Origin of the sequence: Jatrophihabitans lederbergiae (assembly GCF_031845305.1) — a bacterium.
In the GTDB taxonomy this organism is placed as follows: domain Bacteria; phylum Actinomycetota; class Actinomycetes; order Mycobacteriales; family Jatrophihabitantaceae; genus Jatrophihabitans_A; species Jatrophihabitans_A lederbergiae.
This window is the reverse complement of the sequence record NZ_JAVREH010000039.1, coordinates 12,737-29,397: the sequence shown is the minus strand read 5'-3', so window position 1 is coordinate 29,397 and position 16,661 is coordinate 12,737. Positions and strand designations below refer to the sequence as shown.

Annotated in this window: 16 protein-coding genes and 1 pseudogene; 9 read left to right on the top strand and 8 right to left on the bottom strand. The window is 65.7% G+C overall.

The window, feature by feature from the left end; genetic code table 11:
* Positions 1-182: 182 nt before the first annotated feature.
* The 4 genes and pseudogenes from RM423_RS18915 (at position 183) to RM423_RS18900 (ending at position 1,876) form a co-directional block, all read left to right on the top strand.
* A complete protein-coding gene (locus RM423_RS18915) occupies positions 183-317 on the top strand; it encodes a hypothetical protein (RefSeq protein WP_311424605.1) in 135 nt (44 codons plus the stop codon).
* Between the two features lie 164 nt (positions 318-481).
* The gene (locus RM423_RS18910) at positions 482-1,375 is read left to right on the top strand and encodes a hypothetical protein (protein WP_311424607.1); all 894 of its coding nucleotides are present in this window, start codon (positions 482-484) and stop codon (positions 1,373-1,375) included.
* Positions 1,317-1,535: pseudogene (locus tag RM423_RS18905) on the top strand (transposase); the annotation flags it as partial. The gene RM423_RS18910 and the pseudogene RM423_RS18905, both read left to right, overlap by 59 nt.
* An 80-nt stretch (positions 1,536-1,615) precedes the next feature.
* Entirely contained in the window at positions 1,616-1,876 is a 261-nt protein-coding gene (locus RM423_RS18900) for an integrase core domain-containing protein (RefSeq protein WP_311424606.1), read from the top strand.
* Between the two features lie 56 nt (positions 1,877-1,932).
* Here RM423_RS18900 and RM423_RS18895 read toward each other — a convergent pair whose 3' ends face one another.
* The 4 genes from RM423_RS18895 to RM423_RS18880 all read right to left on the bottom strand — a co-directional run bounded on the left by RM423_RS18895 (position 1,933) and on the right by RM423_RS18880 (position 6,047).
* Positions 1,933-2,793, bottom strand: coding sequence for a phytanoyl-CoA dioxygenase family protein (locus RM423_RS18895; protein WP_311424604.1), 861 nt, complete (start codon positions 2,791-2,793; stop codon positions 1,933-1,935).
* Positions 2,794-2,992: 199 nt separating this feature from the next.
* On the bottom strand, positions 2,993-3,889 hold the full coding sequence (locus RM423_RS18890; protein WP_311424603.1) for an LLM class flavin-dependent oxidoreductase: 897 nt from the start codon (positions 3,887-3,889) through the stop codon (positions 2,993-2,995).
* Entirely contained in the window at positions 3,880-5,259 is a 1,380-nt protein-coding gene (locus tag RM423_RS18885) for an ATP-grasp domain-containing protein (protein ID WP_311424602.1), read from the bottom strand. Before RM423_RS18885 ends, RM423_RS18890 begins: the two co-directional genes overlap by 10 nt.
* Entirely contained in the window at positions 5,226-6,047 is an 822-nt protein-coding gene (locus RM423_RS18880) for an aspartyl/asparaginyl beta-hydroxylase domain-containing protein (protein ID WP_311424601.1), read from the bottom strand. Before RM423_RS18880 ends, RM423_RS18885 begins: the two co-directional genes overlap by 34 nt.
* Before the next feature lie 176 nt (positions 6,048-6,223).
* On the opposite strand from RM423_RS18880, the gene RM423_RS18875 reads away from it, so the two are divergent.
* From RM423_RS18875 to RM423_RS18865, 3 genes are read left to right on the top strand one after another with little or no spacing between them, the layout of a single operon-like run.
* A complete protein-coding gene (locus RM423_RS18875; protein ID WP_311424600.1) occupies positions 6,224-6,481 on the top strand; it encodes an acyl carrier protein in 258 nt (85 codons plus the stop codon).
* Positions 6,478-7,563 (top strand): acyl-CoA dehydrogenase family protein, encoded by a 1,086-nt coding sequence (locus tag RM423_RS18870; protein WP_311424599.1) that lies wholly within the window; start codon positions 6,478-6,480, stop codon positions 7,561-7,563. Before RM423_RS18875 ends, RM423_RS18870 begins: the two co-directional genes overlap by 4 nt.
* A 48-nt stretch (positions 7,564-7,611) precedes the next feature.
* Positions 7,612-8,514, top strand: coding sequence for a hypothetical protein (locus RM423_RS18865; protein WP_311424598.1), 903 nt, complete (start codon positions 7,612-7,614; stop codon positions 8,512-8,514).
* Positions 8,515-8,561: 47 nt separating this feature from the next.
* Here the strand turns inward: RM423_RS18865 and RM423_RS18860 are convergent, their stop codons facing one another.
* The 3 genes from RM423_RS18860 to RM423_RS18850 form a co-directional block, all read right to left on the bottom strand.
* The gene (locus RM423_RS18860; RefSeq protein WP_311424597.1) at positions 8,562-10,400 is read right to left on the bottom strand and encodes an AfsR/SARP family transcriptional regulator; all 1,839 of its coding nucleotides are present in this window, start codon (positions 10,398-10,400) and stop codon (positions 8,562-8,564) included.
* A gap of 196 nt (positions 10,401-10,596) precedes the next feature.
* Complete coding sequence (locus tag RM423_RS18855) at positions 10,597-12,168, bottom strand: amino acid adenylation domain-containing protein (protein WP_311424596.1); 1,572 nt, start codon at positions 12,166-12,168, stop codon at positions 10,597-10,599.
* Entirely contained in the window at positions 12,165-13,388 is a 1,224-nt protein-coding gene (locus RM423_RS18850) for a hypothetical protein (protein ID WP_311424595.1), read from the bottom strand. The genes RM423_RS18855 and RM423_RS18850 overlap by 4 nt, the downstream gene beginning before the upstream one ends.
* A gap of 279 nt (positions 13,389-13,667) precedes the next feature.
* Here RM423_RS18850 and RM423_RS18845 point away from each other — a divergent pair, with 279 nt between their 5' ends.
* Positions 13,668-13,940: an acyl carrier protein gene (locus tag RM423_RS18845; protein WP_311424594.1), complete on the top strand. Its 273-nt coding sequence runs from the start codon at positions 13,668-13,670 to the stop codon at positions 13,938-13,940.
* 19 nt (positions 13,941-13,959) lie between these two features.
* Positions 13,960-15,297 carry a TrpB-like pyridoxal phosphate-dependent enzyme gene (locus RM423_RS18840; protein ID WP_311424593.1) on the top strand — a complete coding sequence of 446 codons (1,338 nt, stop codon included), beginning with the start codon at positions 13,960-13,962 and terminating at the stop codon, positions 15,295-15,297.
* A 54-nt stretch (positions 15,298-15,351) separates the two neighbouring features.
* Here RM423_RS18840 and RM423_RS18835 read toward each other — a convergent pair whose 3' ends face one another.
* Entirely contained in the window at positions 15,352-16,620 is a 1,269-nt protein-coding gene (locus RM423_RS18835) for an MFS transporter (RefSeq protein ID WP_311424592.1), read from the bottom strand.
* Positions 16,621-16,661: the final 41 nt, after the last annotated feature.

The following is a 16,661-nucleotide window of genomic DNA, read 5'->3' as shown; positions in this document are numbered from 1 at the left end:
CCGATATTCTTCACCCTGAAGGTGCTCCTCGCTCCGCATGAACTGGTCGTCGCAACCCTGATTCTTGCTGGCTTGGAGCACTTTTCAGTTGATCAACGCGCCGCCCTCATGAAAGCCCCGGGCTAACGTACTTGCTAGCTCAGTTCCCATCGGCAAATGCATGCGCCTAGGAGGCGTCTCACTTGGGCCTTTATGAGATCAAAAGCGGCAGCTTGGTCGAGCAGCATCCGAGCGACTTCGCCGCGCTCGGGCTGCGGGAGCGGCAAGACCTGCAGGCCTACCTGTTCCGCAACGTGGAGGTCTCGGGGAGCACCTAAAGGTCGTCGCTCAAGAGTACGGCTCCTGGGAAGACGCTCGACGACGTCTCGACCTCTTGGCCCTTGACCGAGAGGGCCACCTCCTCGTCATCGAGTTGAAGCGGACCAACGACGGCGGACACGCTGAGCTGCAGGCCCTGCGATACGCCGCGATGATCTCCTCCATGACCTTCGACGACGTGGTGGACGCCTATACGGTGACGTTGGCGACGCCGCTCGGCCGCGAACTGGCTGGGGCGGAGTTGGACCCACGCGAGGACTTGACGACCTTCCTCGACGTGGGCGTCGGCGAGACTCCGACGCTCGATGACGACGTCCGCATAATCATCGTGGCAGCCGACTTCGGTATAGAGCTGACGACGGCTGTATTGTGGCTCAACCGCCTCGAGCGGATGGACATCCGATGCATCCGCCTACGCCCTTACCGGATCGAGAACCGAACCCTGCTCGACGTCGAGCAAGTCATCCCCCTAAGAGAGGCCGCGGAGTACCAGGTCCGCATGCGCCGCAAGGAGGCCGCCGTTCGCAGCGACCGGGTGGAAGCTCGCGATTGGACGCAATACGTGGTCTTGGCGGGCGGGGCCCGCAGTGAGCCGCTTCGTAAACGCCGAACGGTCCTGCGCATGGTCCAAGCCGTCCACGACGCGGGAGTTCCGCTGGAGAGCATTCAGCCTGCCATCACCGGGCCGCGGTTTCTGCCTGTTGAGGGCGAGCTGACCGGCGACGCCCTGAAATCTGCTTTCGTGGCCGCCTACCCCAAGGCGGCGGGCAGGCTCGGACGTTGGTTTCTAGAGGACCCTCTCTGTGATGACGGGCGCACGTGGGTATGGTGCGGCCGCTGGCCGAGCGAGTGCACTGCGGGCTTGGCGCGACGCAGCGGCGCGGCTCGCCCAGCTGGGCAGCTCACGGTGCCGCCTGCCAGGTCGATGTCGAAGCGGTCCTTGCCGAACAGGCCTCCGGCCGCGGTCGGCGGCTGGGTCTTGCACCGGTCGGCGATGCCCTTGGCAACGCGGGACGAACGAGAACACCAATGGCATGCTTCGCCAATACTTTCCTAAAGGGACCGACCTCGCGCGCTGGTCGGCCGACGACATCGAAGCTGTCGCCAACGCCCTCAACACCAAGCCCCGCAAGACACTCGGTTGGAAGACACCTGCCGAGGCATTCACCGAGCAGCTACTGTTACTCCAACAAGCCGGTGTTGCATCCACTGGTTGAATCCGGTCAATACACCTCGATCTAGTTCACCGAAAACCTGGCACTGCAAGGGTTATCGGCCTCGATCGGCTCCGTCGGTGATGCCTGACAACGCCGTCGCCGAGTCGTTCATGGGCCTGTTCAAGAACGAGACCATCGCCGCCGGATCACCGTCTCCGACCGGTCCACTGCGTACCATCGCCGACGTCGAAGCGATCACGATGAACTACGTCGACTGGTACAACAACCACCGCCTACACAGCCTGCTCGACCACACCAGCCCGGAAGAATTCGAGCAGGCCTCCTACGCTCAACACACCGGATCACCGCCCGGCGACGCCGCCACTTCGAAGACGGCATGAACCCGGGACGGTTCAAGACGCAGAAGCGACGCTATTGATGCTATTTCCAGGCAACGTCAATCACGCCCGAACGCTGGAGTTCGCCTGAGACGCCCGTCCTTGTCGACAAGCTTCCACTCGTCCTGGAAGTCTTCGTTGTTGCCGGCAGCCTTGCCGGGCAGGAACACCCGCCTCGGACCACCGTGCGGGTTGCTGGTGTCAGCGCCGTTGTAGCGCTCGTCCGGCGGGTCCGAAGCCAGTTGGTAACGAGTATCCGAACTGAGCCTCGCGTGCCGAACCGGTGAGTTGTTGTCCAAACTCGAATGCACCAGATCCGGACCGAAGAGAAGCACGTCGCCGACTTTGAAGTCCGCACTAAGCCATCGACCGCCCAGTGATCGCTGCAAGCCGATGGGGTCTTCGCTTAGCCAGCCCAAGTTCTCCCGGTCGGCGTCGCGTCGGCCGTAAGTGTCGCGCAACGTTTCCAACCGGTGGCTGCGCTCGAGAATCATAATGGGACCGTTGATCATCGGCACGTCACCGAGAGGAATCCAGGTCGACCAGACGTTACGGGTACCACGGGTGATGTACGGCCCATCGCAGTGAATTCCGGTGAACTCACCTGTCCGCATGAACCGGGGCCACCGGAAGTCGAACGCGCGGGCCGGACCGCCAAGAAAACCCGAGAAGAACTCGATCAGCTTCGGCGCGAGGACGACGTTCGTGTATGCGATGCCTGCACGTAGGCTCTCCGTGAAAGCGATGGCATTGACCTCGTGCACGTAGGTTTCGTCCGCCAGCACGGCATCCATCATCGGATGGTTGACCGAATCGATCTCGCCGACGATCGCGAACTTGTACAGGATCTCCTCGCGAGCGGCGAGCACTGCAGCCTCGTCGAGGAAGCCCGCCAGGTAGAGGTAACCCTCGTCGGCCATCTGTCGTCGCACGGCTTCGACGTCACCGAGCAGATGGCTGGAGTCCACCAGCTCACCGAACTCGCTGCTGTCCATGCCCAGTTCGTGCCGCCCCGAGGTCAGTCGGGTCGTCGTCCTCAGCTGTGTCGTACTCTCCATGTCCTTGCCTCTCTAGATCCGGGTTGGGCGTTTCGCCGTCGGTCAGCTCCTCGGGAGCGACTCACAGCTCGGCAAGCCGAGGTAGCACCGTGTCAGCAATTGTGGTCAATACTCGCGGATCGCCCTGGTACACGCCGCTCTCGCGGGGCCAGTGGATGATCAGATCTGTCATGCCGATCCGTGCGTACTCCGTCGCGATACGCAGACATTCCTCCGCCGACTCCACGGGATTCCCGCACATGGGCGTCGCGATCATGATCCGGCTCATGGCGTCGAAGTCTCGTCCCGCCACGGCCATGTCCACGCGGAGTTGCGCTACCTGCGCCGCCGTCTCGTCCAGGCATTCCTCCGGGGTGTGGCCGGCCGTCCAATCTGCGGGCCCCGCGGTGATCCAGGAGTCACCGAGGCGGGCGGTCAACTTCAGCCCGTTGCGTCCGGACGCCGCGACGGCCAGCGGCAGGCGCGGCTTCTGGACGGAGCCGGGAATCATCCGGGCCAGCTGGGCGCCGAAGTACCCCCCTGTCCTCGTGGTCACATCGTTGTCCAGCAGCTCGCTAGTCATCTCGACGAATTCGGTGAACCGCCGGGTGCGTTGCGCGGGAGTCAGCGCCGGACCGCCGAGGACTTCGGCGTCACCCGCGCTGGGTGCTCCTGAGCCCACCCCGAGCGTGAACCGTCCGATGGAGATGTCGTCGATCGCGATGGCTTCCTTTGCCGTCATAACGGGATTCCGGAAGTTCGGCGACGCCACCATGATGCCGATCCGGACCCGGTCGGTCACGGCGGCGGCCGCGCTCAACACGGGGACAGCGGCATACCACGGATCGTCGCATAGGCCGCGCCACCAGATATGATCGTAGGTCCATGCGGAATCGAATCCGAGCTCGTCGGCTCGCCGCCACTTGTCGACAGCGACCGCCCATGGGGAATCCGGCAGGATCAGGACGCCTAGTCGCATTGTTCCTCCCACTGCGTTCGTGGCCACCACGGTCCGGGACCGTGTTCGGACGACATCAAATCGTCAGGATCGTTGCCCCGCACCGTGATACCCATCCCTGTTCCCAACAGCTCGATCGCGGTGCGCAGCTGGGTATCGAGGCCGATCCGGTCGGGTCCCCAACCGAAAGCGTAGCCCGCCCGTCCCGCCTCGCTCAAGGGCATGCGCGCTCGCTGACCTGGGAGTATCTGCTGGCGAACCACCTTGACGTCCGGCAGGTCACGAAGCACGTCTGCCGGCGGGACGAACCGCTGGACGTTGCCCTCGCCCACCAGATAACGGGCCTGCGCGAACGGTGCTACCACCTGGCAGTCGGGCCGCGCCGGATCGCTCTCACCGAGAGCCGCCAGCGCCTGGGCGGCGTAGAGATCCACTCCGCTGACCTTCACCGTCAGCTCGGGAACCAGCGCACCACCCGGTCGCAACCCGACCTCCACGATAGTCCATACGTCGTCGGAGCCGATCTTGAATTCGGCGTGGACGGCTCCGGTGTCGACGCCCACGGCGGACACGATCCGGCGGACCAAGGCGGTCGCGGGCTCGACGTCGGGATTGACGGTCGCGTAACTCGATGACGTGCACAGGAAGCCGATCGTGCGCATGTGCTCGCAGTCGACCGAGGATACGAACAGCACCTCGCCACCGCGCACCACCGCGTCGACGCAGATCTCGCGCCCGTCCAGGAACTCCTCGATGACACCGACCCGCGACGGCGACAACGACTTGACGATCGGCCAGTGCCGAGCTGCCTCGGCCTTCGTCTCGACCCGCAGGACTCCCGAACCCGCAGCGGAATCGCTGGGTTTGAGCACTGCCGACAGCGGACCGTCGGCGTAGAACGCGTCCAGGTCGGCCACGGAGGCGACCCGCGCCCACCGTGGGACACGCAGTCCGGCGTCCTGGCAGACCTGCCGCTGCAGCGCCTTGGAGCGTGCAGTGTTACCGGCGTCGACACCGATGCCCGGCAGGCCGAGTTCGTCGGCCAGCAGCGCGACGGTGCGTTGGGAACCGTCGGCGAGGGTGGTGATGCCATCGCAACCCTTGGCAATCCGCCGGAGCGACTCCAGATCCGCGGTGCTGTCGCGAGCGTCGAAAGAATACGTCTCGGCGACCAGCTCGTCGTATCGCTCCTGTTCGTGGCCGTCGACCAACACGACGTCTAGACCGAGCTGACGCCAGGTTCCGAAAGCAGCCACCCGGATCGGGCCGGCACCAATGACCAACAGCCGCTGGGCATCGCGGCGACCTCGAGGTCCGGCCCGGCCGTCGACGGACGTGACATGGGCTGCCATAGCGCTCAGCGCGCCGTCAGCGAGTGCGAGTGAATCCACCGGGACCATTCGACGACGTCGGCGTCGGCGCTACCCTCGGCGATGCGCCCCAGAAGGCTGAACACTTCCAGGACGTCGAGCTCCGCGGCGAAGTACCGCTTGATCAGGATGGCCAGCACATCCCTGGCGTTCGTCCTGTCGATGATCTTGTCCAGGTCCAGCAAAATCTCGGTTTCGTCCGCGTTCAGTGGGCGTCGGCCGACGAGAGACTCGGCCGGAATCTGCGGTGCCCAGTTCGGAGCCACCGTGAACACCTCGCGAGGGTCCGACACCGCGAAGTCGAGCAGCAGGTGCACACGTCCGACATCGGAGAAGTTCGCGATGCTGTGCACCTCCGTCGCGTCAAGAAACCAGACCTCGCCGGCACGCATCCGGTAGATGGTCTCGTTCTCGGAGACGAGCGCCCGTTCGGTGGTGACGAGCGGCACGTGAATCCGCACGAATGAGCTGCTCAGCTCGACGTAATCCCGGTGTGGCACGACGACGCTGTCCGGCGCCAACCGCGTCACCCGGGCGAAGCGCAGGTTGTCGGTGCGGAAGTGTTCGGTGGTGATCCGATCGAGATACCCCAGCCGAGCGCCGAACTCGGTCGACTTCGACGGCCCCTCGTAATCACCGATCTTGGCGTCGCCGCCGTCGCCGGAACCGTTGCGCAACATGCACGTGCGCCATGACCCGCAAACGAACTCGTCGTAGGAGTCGACATAACCGAAGTTTTCGATGCCCCGCAGATCGACGTCTACCTGGGTGGGATCGATCGACAACGTTCCGAGCGAGTACGACGACATGGTGTCCTCCTGACGCGGGCCGCACGGGATGCGCAACCGACACCAACCTCACCCGGCTCGATACACCGTTGATACGTGGCTGATTGTGAATCCTCGCTATATCGGGCCTGTATGCGCGCGTCCGAATTTGGTTCGCAACCGTCCGACGCGACGCAGCACGAGAGGCACGGTACGTCATGGAACCAGCATTCGTAGAACTGCTCCGCTCGCATCTGAAATACGCCGGCGACCAACCGATCTCGCACACCTCCCGGTTGCGTGACATGGGGTTGGACTCGATGCGGTCGATCGAACTGCTCTTCGACGTCGAGGACAGCTACCGCATCACCATCTCCGACGAGCGGCTGTCCGGACCAACGTTCGAGACGGCTGGGGCGTTGTGGGAGGTCGTGGCCGAACTACGCGCGGGCGACGGGGACGTCGCGAGCCGGTGACCGCCGTCGGCGTCGACACGGCCACCACTGCCCGGGCGGTATGGGCCGAGCTGGGGCACCGGGGTGATCTTCGGGCCCTGGTCGAGGCCGGGCAGCCGCCGCTACACGTGGAGGCTGGAGCGTTGAGCGCGCTGGTGGAGCAACTGGAGAGCTCGGTCGCGCCGGGCCCGATGTTGTCGGTCTGCGTCCAGGTCGCAAGCGTGCTGCCGCTCCTGCGTGGCTGCGCCGCCGGCAGCGCCGTCGCCGACGAGGTGCTGGCCGGCATGATTCGTGGCGAGACGATGGTCGCCCTCGCGGTGACCGACGCCCAACTGTCCGGCTCCGGCCTGCTCGACCTGCGGACTCGCGCGACCCGGGACGCCGGCGGCATCGTCCTGACCGGCGGCAAGGAATGGATCACCAACGCCACGGACTGCGACTTCGCCCTGGTGCTGGCACGCACCGACGGCGCCCGGCGGGTGACCAGCCACTCGTGGGTACTGGTTCCGAAGGGTCGGCGTGGTGTCCGGGTCGAGTCCGCGACGGATGCCGTCCTGGCCGGTTCGGGCCTCGGACACCTTCACTTCGACGACGTGCGACTCGACGCGGACCATCTCGTCGGGCGCACCGGGCGGGCGCTGCCGGAGTTGGCCCGGCAACTCACGGCCGAGAGGTTGATCGGTGCGTTGTGGGCGCGCACCACCTGCCGCCGCATCCTGCGCGAGACCCGCAACTATCTCGCAACGCGTTCCACCGGCCAGGGGACTCTGTGGGACAACGCCTCGGTCCAGGAACGATTCGCTGGCTGCCTGGTCGACCTCGCCCACCTGGACGCGATGTGTGCGGCCGCTGCCGACGTGAACGCCATGACGGCCGCTCACGGGATGCTGCTCAAAGCGTCATATGCAAGCGCCACCGAACGGATCCTGACCGCGGTGATCGCGTTGCGCGGAGCGGACTCGTTCCGCGACGGCGGGATGAGTCAATTGCGCGAACAACTCGCCATGTTCGCGATCGCCGGCGGCGCGACCGCCACCATGCTCGCCGGCGTGGCCGACCATGCCGAGGAGTTCCTGTGCCCCGAGAGATCGAGGAGTCACTGAGCAGAGCTGCGGACGCGGTATTCGCGTTCGAGGAGAGGAGGTGGCCAGATGACCCCGGCGGCAGGATTGAGTTGTTACACCTCTGCGTTGCACGCTTATCTGTCGCTGGAGTGGAAGGCAACCGAGATCATCTCGCGATCGGTACACCTGGCCGTGCGCCGGGATCGCGCCCACGAACAGCTTTCGTTCTCACATCATTCGCCTTCCCTGGACGTGCTGCCGGACGGCAGTCATCTGGAATACCTGAGCGGATCGACGTACGACGTGCTGGACGCGCTGTCCAATGAACTCCTGCGCTACGGCCGCGCCATCGTTGTCACCGACACAGCCCGGTTGCCGTGGTCCGTTGGTCACGGTGGTCCGTCGGCACCGCACTGGATCCTGCTGGACGGGTGCTCGGATCAACGGTGGAGCATACGGGACAAATTCTGCGCGCTAGTGCCGAACGGCCAGCAGCAGCCGTGGTCGGGTGAGCTGTCTGATGCAGAGTTGATCGAGGCCATGACCCTGCCGGCGGATTGGCGACCGGTTCAGTCGACGCGCAACAAACTTGTCTTCGGAGCGCCCGTGCCGGTCCCGGCGGGACCCATGATGTGGTTGCGAAGGCACGGCGGAATCGCGGCGATACACGCGTTGCGCTGCGAGGATGGTTGGCAGTTCGGCGACACCGCAATAGACGCCCTGGTTGAGGACTTCCAGGCGGACGACACCCGCTTCTTCCGAAGCATGGACGACCTGTGGGCCGCGGCCGGGCATCATGGTTTCGCCTTGCGCTGGCAGCGAGAAGTCGCGAGCACCGACCGGGAACGGCAGGCACTCAGCCCCCGCATCGATCGCTGGGAGGCATTGCCGAAGGTGTTGCGGATCGCCCAGGAGTCCGTGCTCCGTGGGCGGCCCCGTCCCAGCCTGGTGGAATCGGCATTGGGAGCACTGCGTTCGGAGCCGCAGTAGATCGCAGGGATGACACGTACCCGAGGCGTTGACCAAGCGGCGTTAACCTAACCGGTGAGCTGGGCCTTCTCGACACCGGCGGCCTGGCTCAATCCCTCATGAGCCAGCCGCTCTTTCGCGTAGGCGTGCATCACGGTCGGAAGCCGGTAGTTCGGAATGCCGGACGACGACATCTGCGCCACGAGCATCCCCTCGTTGGTCAGGCCCTCCAACTCACGGTCGGCGGCGTGCGCCGACGTACGCGCGACCCGGCCGACCGCGGCTGCCGAGATCGCCTCGGGCGTCACTGCGCCGATCGCGCGGAAATGTTGTTGCTGCTGCGGGTTCATCGACTGGTAACTCCGGTCGAGCCGGTCACGGAGCGAGTAACCGTCCCAATCGAATTCGTCCAGCAACCCTTCGCCGTCGGACAGCCGGTCGGCGAGAACCTGGATCGGGTACGCGGCCCGGGTGGACAACCGGACGGCTGCAACTCGGATCACGGCCGGCAGGCAACCGCACGCCAGCACGACCTGCCGGGCTGCCTCCGGCTCGGCCGCCACCCGGTCCGAACCGATCGTGTTGGCGAGCATGGTGAGTGCGTCCTCGGCCGTCATGACGTCGAGAGAAAGCCGAAGGTCGGCATACACCCGCGTCAACCGTCGCCTGCTGGTCACCAGCAGCACGCTGTGTCCCGGTCCTGGAATGAGCGGAACGATCTGGCGATTGTCCGAAACTCCGTCGACGATGACCAACACGCGGCGCTCGGCCAGCAATGATCGGTACAGCGACCGCCGGTTGCCCGCGGAATCGGGGATGGCACGCGGCGCGACGCCGAACGCGCTGAGCAGGCTGGCCATCGCGTCCCACGAGGTTGCCGAGGACGTGTCCCTGCCGTCGAGGTTGACATAGAGTTCCCCGTCCGGCACCAAGTCGCGCAACTGTTCGGCGGCGGTCACGGCCAGCGCGGTCTTGCCGACCCCCGGCAGTCCCGACAGTAGGACGGTGGCAGGGTGGTTCAACTCCCCAGAGAACGATCGCTCGGCGAGCTCGCGGATCGCCCGCAACTGACACTCGCGGCCGACGAGTTGCCGGGTGTCCGACGGTAGCTGGTGGGGCACCGCGTTGGGCACGCTGCGCAGTACCGCCCGCTCCGGGTTCGGTTCCCGCTCACCGCGTAGCAGGCTGGCGTGTAGCTCCCGCAGCTCGCGACCGGGCTCGCTGCCCAACTCGTGAACGAGCGTCCGGCGTGCTTCGTCGTAAGCGGCCAGGCTCTCACCGGTGCGACCGCTACGAGCCAGCGAGCGCATGAGCAGGTGCCACAGGCGCTCGTCCAGGGGTCGTTCGCCGAGCAGGCCCCGCAACGGCGCGATGACCTCCCCGGCCTCGTTCAGCGCGATCCGGGCCTGGATCCACTGCACCTGCACCTGCAGGTGTTGCTCTTCCAGCGCGACGGCCTTCGCCCGCATTGCTCGGCTCAGGGTCAGCCCGGCCAACGGCGCGGCCCGCCACAGCTTCAGCGCAGACACGAAGAGCGTGCGCGCTTTCTCGTTGTCCTCACAGCTCAACGCGCGTCGACCCTCCTCGGCGAGGCGTTGGAAGTGAGTGAGGTCGAGTTCATCGGGGTCGATGTCGAGCTGGTAGCCACCCGACACACTCTTGAGTATCGAATGGCGGTCAGTGGAATTCAGCAGCCGACGAAGCTGGTACACGTAAGTCCGAACGTTCTCCACCGCTGAGCGCGGCGGTTCTTCCGGCCACATGTCGTCGATGATCCGATCGACCGACACGACCTGCCTCGGCGACATCAGCAGAATCGCGAGCATCGCCTGGATGCACGTGCTGTGGATCTTGACCGGTCCGGCAGCGGTGTGTAATTCCACTGGACCCAGGACGGAATATTTCATATCAACCCCACCGTCGCGCGGAATTCGACGTCACACCGGCCGGCACACGTCGTCGAAGACAGTGACCCGTACCGCCCGAGCGAACCTGACGGACGTAGACTGAGAAGGTATGACCCATTCTTTTTATGGCCTTATAAGCATATCAAAGTGATCAGACAGGGTCTAGAGGTCGATCGCGATAAATTTCCTTATTGCCTCATCGCACCGAGCTGAGGTCGCCCGCCAGTTCTTCGCGCAGTCGGCGCCGATCGATTTTTCCGTTCGTGTTCAACGGGAAATTCGCGATCTTGACGGTTCGCGACGGCACCATGTATGACGGCAGATGCTGGCGTAAATGGTCGAGGAGGTGCCCGTCGTCATCCCGGCCGACGTACGCCGCGAACAAGCAGAGCTCACCTCCACGCCTGGTCGGTGCTGCCAGTACGACGGCCTCGTCCACGAACTGGTGACTGCGCAACACCGCTTCGACCTCGCCCACTTCGACGCGGTGTCCGCTGATCTTCACCTGGTCGTCGATGCGGCCCAGGTGAACCAGACTGCCACCCTGCCAGGACACCAGGTCCCCCGTCCGGTACCAGTCCTTCGGACCTGGAGGTGCGAACGCCTCGGCAGATTCACCCTCCCTGCGAAAGCGGTCGCAGTTGTCTTCCATGCTGAGATAGCCGGCGAATCGCTGTGAACCCCGAACACAAAGTTCACCCGCGCTGGGGATCGCACCCTCGGTGCCGGTGTCCAGCAGCACTGACTCCAGATGCGGATACGGCGTCCCGATCGGGACCGTGCCGTTCGACGTCCGCGGCCAGTTGTCGACGTCGCGGGGTAACCGGTATCCGACGCAGGTCACGGTCAGCTCGGTCGGACCGTAGGCGTTCTCGATGATGCTCAGCGGAGCGGCCGTAGCCCAGGCGCGTGCCTGGTCGAGTGTCAGCTGCTCGCCCGCGAAGATGCTCCAGCGCAACTCGGGCATGCTGTTCGGCGTCAGGTTCCGCAGCCGGCCGGCCAACGAGATCACCGAGGGCACCGAGTACCAGTGGGTTATTCGGTGCTCATTGACGAAGCGCGCCGGGGTGAGGATCTGCTCCCGGCTGGGGACGACCAGTGTCGCGCCCGCGAACCAGCTGACCGACATGTCAAAGACAGACGGGTCGAACGTCAGGTCGAAGGTCTGGCTGAGCCGTGAGGTGGGCCCGACACCGTAGCGCTCGGCGCAGTAGGGAGTGAACTCCGACAGCTGGCGGTGTCGGATCGGAACACCCTTGGGACGTCCGGTCGAACCCGAGGTGAACAAGATGTATGCGATGTCGTCCGGGTGCGCTGGTGTCAGTTCGGCGGGGCCGCTCTCGGCCGACTCGACCGTCAACCAATCCCGATAACCCAGTGAAAGTATGGGCGCCGGGTATTCCCGGATCAGCTCACGCCGCGTCGCGAGTTCCGTGTCGTCCGAGAGCACCAGCCGGACGTCGGCCGCCGCGCAGATGGTCGCGTTGCGGGCGGCAGGCACCTGCGGGTTCATCGGTACGACGGGTACTCCGGCGCGCAGGGCGGCGAGGTAGCCGACGTAGGTGCCTACGGTGCGGGACGCGAGCAGGCCGACGGTGCCGGCTCGAACGGAGTCCGTCGCAAGGATCTCGGTGGCGACGCGGGCCACCCACACGTCGAGTTCGCGGTAGCTGAGACCGACTCCGTCGACCTCGAGCGCCGACTGATCCGAATCACGCTCGGCACTGCGGTGGAACCACTCATAGATTCCGACCGGCGGCGCGCTCACCGGGACACCGGCGCGGTGCCTCGGGAGAACAACCGAACCAAGCCCGCCACGTCCGCCAGATCCGCCGCGGACGCATCGGATGCCGGCACCGCACCGGTCCGCTCCTCGACGAGATCGACCACGGAAACCAGCCGGAAGGAGTCGAAGCCGGGAAGCAGGCGTAGCGGGCTACCCGCGGTCAGCTCGGCCAGCTCCCGGTCCGTGAGGCCGACTACCTCGGCGATCACGGAACGAATGACATCCTCCAGGTTCGACCCGGCGGCCTGCGGGATCGGTAGCGCGCTTGCGCCCAGCGCGGTCATCAGCTCGGTGTCGGCGTACAACTGCGCCCCCATGTCGTCGATCAGTGCGGGATGGGGCGGTGTGCCGCGGTGTGCCCGTCGACTGGCCAGGTAGCTCTGGCTGGCCAGTTGCTGCCACGCCTGAGTAGCCGCCAGGACTAGCGGCGCGGCCTCGTGGTCGCCGAGCCACAGCCCGTAGAGCAGCCGTTCGCGGCACAGGTGCCACACGTCCAGCACGAGACGCTCGATGCCTTCCGGCCGGGTCAGGCTTGCCCGGGCCCGCGCCAGATAGGCATCTATTGCAGGCTCGGCCCGCCGGGCGACGACGGCGTTGTCGGCCATCGCGGTCCTCGGGTCGATCGGCGCGCTCTTCGTGGTCGTAGTCATCCGGACGGCCAGCCCGGTGCCGCCTATGGCGCTGTCGACCTCCGCTCCAGTCATCCGGACGACGGTCGGGCGAGCTCGTCCCCATTCGGTGTCGGCGTAATAGGCGTCAACGACGGAATATTCTCGCCCAGTCCGTTCCAGCAGGAAGCTGTGCGGCATCTCCCGATAGCGCTTCGTTGCGCGCGCGTACGGCAGCCACGACAGGTCGTACGCCTCCGACACTATGTAGATGGGCCCGGTTTCGGCTTCGTCGCGCAGGTGAGCCGAGTCTAACGCGACGCCGACCGGTTCTACCCGCATGCCCAGCACATCGCGGGCTTGGTCGATGCGCTCGGCAACCGACGGCTGAACGGCAAACTCACCGCTGTCGTCCAGGGTCGGGAATCGCCATCGGCTTCCCAGCGCCAGATGAGCGCCGGACCCGTACGCGGCATCGGCCAGGACCGCCACGGTGCTCTGCAGACAGTCCAGTGCTTCGGCTCGGATACCTGGCAGGACGGCGTCCCAGCGACTGACGGCAGTCTCCTCGGCGACATCGAATTCTGTGGTCACATCGTTCTCCTCGCTCGCCCGGAACCGCGTGCTCGTTGTGTGGGATTCCCTGTCGGACTCGACCGTCGCGCGCGCGGATACAACGCGCCTACATGAGAGTTGGCGGAATGGTGGCGTGCGCCAACCGGGGCGTATGAGGCGTAGGCCCCATGTATACGACGCGTAGCGAGCCCGACGAAGCTCGATTCGACCTTGCGACACCACTGATTCGACCTTGAGATACCACTGAAGCCGTCGGCCTAAGACGGATCTCACGGCGCGCGAGAAGGGGATTGACCCATGTTGACTTCAGGAAAAGCAGATGCGGACACCGAGCAGGCAGTGCGTAAGACGGTCGCGGAGCTGATGACGGCCGAGGGCCACGAAGCCGTCGAGATCACCGCCGGCACGTCACTGGCCGAAGGCGGCCTCAACCTGTCCTCCCTCGAGCTTGTGCGGCTGTTGGTAGGGCTGGAAGAGCGGCTCGACATCGAGTTGGACGACGCGACGATCATGAACGCCCGGTTCGACACCGTCGAAGACCTGATCACGTTGGTGCACCAGGCAACCTAAGCCGAACGGAGCCGCCGCCGTGGTATCCATCCCCCAAGCCTGGTGCAATGCCATTCCCGCGCTGGGCGTCACCCTCGCGCCTGATCTGCCGTCGCCGAGGTCCGCGCCGAGCGGTATCACCCTGCAAATCCCTCCCTCGCTCGTGCGGCAGGAGCTGACCCGCGAACCGTCGGTACCGATTCCACCGGCTGTCCTGGAGCGGTATCGGCAGTGGCGCCCGACACCGTTGGTCCGGGCGCACCAGCTCGAGTCCGCGCTCGGAACGGGTTGCCGCCTCTACTACAAGTACGAGGGTGGAAACATCAGCGGCAGCCACAAGCTCAACACCGCGGTGGCTCAGGCGTACTACTACCACCGAGCCGGCGCCACCTACCTCACCGTAGGTACCGGCGCCGGCCAGTGGGGCACCGCTGTCGCCGCAGCTTGCGCCATGTTCGGCATGAAGTGCCGGGTGTACATGGTCCGATCCAGCTACGAAGCCAAACCGCACCGCCGCACCATCATGGAGATGCTCGGCGCGACGGTCATCGTGAGCCCCAGCAGTCGGACAGCTGTCGGACGCGCGGAGCTGCACGATCACCCCGACTCCACCGGCTCTTTGTCACTCGCGCTGGCCGAGGCCCTGGAGGATACTGCCGAACCCGGGACGCTGTTCTGCACCGGCAGTGGCGAGACCTATTCGCTGCTGCACCAGACCGTCATCGGGCTCGAGGCCCAGGAGCAGCTGGCGGAGCTCGGCGATCGGGCGGACGTCGTGATCGGCTCACTCGGCGGGGGCAGCAACTTCGGCGGACTCGCGCTCCCGTTCCTCGGCGCCGCGGCACTGGGTGGGCCCGCGGTGCGCTGCGTGTCGGTCGAGTCGATGGCCTGCCCCAAACTGACGCGAGGCCATTTCGCCTACGACTTCACCGACGCCTCGGGTCTGGCGCCACTGCAGAAGATGTACACCCTGGGCCACAGCTTCGCGCCGCCGTCGATGCACGCCGGCGGCCTGCGCTATCACGGCACGGCCAAGTTGATCAGCGCCCTCTATGACGAGGGCTCCATCGATGCCGCCGCCTACTCCCAACGTGACGTCTTCGGCAGCGCCGTGCTCTTTGCCCGTACCGAAGGCACCACCCCTGCCCCGGAGAGCGCCCACGCGATCCACGGCGCCACCATGGTGGCCGCGGCCGCGGACCGCCAGGGAGTCAGTAGGGCAGTTGTCTTCGGCGTCAGCGGCCACGGCATGTTCGACATGGCGGCGTACCGGTCCTACCTCGACGGAACCATGGTCGACTCGATCGTCAGCGACGAGGCCATCGCGCGGTCGCTGGCCGATCTCCCGCCGCAGCCGGCCGAAATCACCAGTCGCTAGGCCGAATCACCCGCATCAGTGGGCATTCCTCGCTGGTGGTGGGTGATGCTGAGATCAGACGTCGATGGCGTCGGTCACGTTTTCCGACTCCTCCGCCGGGCTGGTCGGCTGCTCTCGAACCCGCCACACCGGTGAGGCCGCCAGCAATAACGGGGACAGGATGCCGCCCGCGACGCACAGCATCAGCGCGGGCCGCAGCCCGAGCGCGCTGCCGAGCACACCGCCCATGAGGGCGCCGATCGAACCGCCGCCGTAGACGATGAAGCGCTGCCCGGCCGTCACTCGCCCGGCGAGTTCGTCCGGTGTGAGGGACTGACGCAGGCTCCACTGGTGGATGTTCGCCACCGTGAACGTCAGCGCCGTGATTGCCTTCGCGGCAGCCAGCATCAGGATTATCACCACGGTGGAACCGGTCGCGAACGGCACCAGCAACCCGGCGGCCGCGGAAAGTATCAGCCCGACCACGATCGCCGGCCCGACGCCGATCCGGTCTCCCACCACGCGCGCCAGCATGGAGCCCGGAATGGCCGCGATGCCGCCGGCGACGAACACCAGGCCGATCGTTGCCGAACTCAGACCCAGATCTCGGATCGCGTAGAGAACGTAGAGCGCCACGACCGCCTGTTCGAAGAACGCCACGAACATCCCGGTCAGCACGATCGGCCTGAGCACGGGATGCCGCACCAGCATCCGCAGCCCGTCGACCAGTGACGACCGAACCGTGCTGCTGTGGGAATTGTCGATGCGTGGCTCGACATGCCGCACCGAACGCAGCAGCACAGCCGACACCACGAACGAGAACGCGTCGATGAGCACGGCGAACGGCGCCGTGATCAGCTGAACGAGCACGCCGGCAAGCCCGGGTCCGGCTGATTCCGACACCGAGTAGCTGACCTGCAATCGGCTGTTGAACTGGGTGAGGCTGTCCCGGCCCACCAGGGTGGGCACGTAGGCGTAGTGCGCGACTTCGGACAGCACGGCCAGCGTCCCGACGACGAAGGCGACCAGGCACAGCTGGACGAAGTACGGACCGCCGAACATCACCGACAGCGGGACGGTAGCCAGCACCACCGCCGATCCGACGTCGCAGGCGACCAGGATCGGCCGCCGCCGCACCCGGTCTGCCAACACCCCGGCGGGCAGGCTGCAGAGCAGAAACGGCAGTTGGCCGGTCGCGGCGAGAATGCCCATCTGAAACGCCACCAAATGCAGTTTGGTGGCGGCGAACAGCGGCAGGGCGAGCAACGTGATCTCCGAGCCGACCAGTGAGACACTCAACGCGCTCCACAAACGCCGGGCGTCACGATCGAATTGCGCGGGCATCAGCGCCAACCCTTCTGAACTGACTCGTCACCGGTTCCAAA